At 25.6% G+C, this 621-nt stretch carries 1 protein-coding gene; it reads right to left on the bottom strand.

From position 1 onward, the window contains the following. Positions 1 to 621, bottom strand: a 621-nt coding sequence (locus tag ACVC2P_RS10260; protein WP_452598386.1) for a hypothetical protein, incomplete at both ends; no start/stop codon positions are given.

Here is a 621-nt window from a genome sequence, read left to right as displayed (position 1 = left end):
GCCTAGACCTTTTGCAGATAAAACCTCTACAATTTTTGTGTTAGAATTATCAAAGCCACCTGTATAAATAAAATATTTATTAATTTGCATAAAATAGGCAAACTCTTCTATTTTATGTTTTACATCTAATAGTTCATGTTTTTCTATGCTTCCCTTTTCTAATGCATATGAAAGAATCCAGCTAAATACTTTTTCTTGTAAATCGTAAATTGATTTTATTGTAGAGAGTTCTTCTTTAATATCTTCCTGTTTACTTGTCAAAAATATTAATGTAATGTATGAAAGCATTAAAGGAATATTTGCATAATCCTTCAAGACTCTATTACTATCGATTAAATTAAGAAGCATTTCTTTTTCTTCTTCACTTTTCAAAATTTTATCCAAGTATAATTCTACACAAATAGTATTGAATCCATCTATTTGTATAGCTATATCATAATTTAAACTGTGGTTTATTAAACCATACGGGCGCGATAAAACAATATAATTTAGTGACTTTATTAATGATGAAATTTTACTTCTATTTTTATTAGTTAACTCATCAAAACCATCCAATATTAATTGATACGTTTCTATATCTTTTAATGTAATGACTTTAAAAGGTGTTGTACTGAAATAGGT

It is taken from the genome of Pontimicrobium sp. MEBiC01747 (genome assembly GCF_053601635.1).
This window is presented reverse-complemented; position numbering and strand designations above follow the sequence as displayed.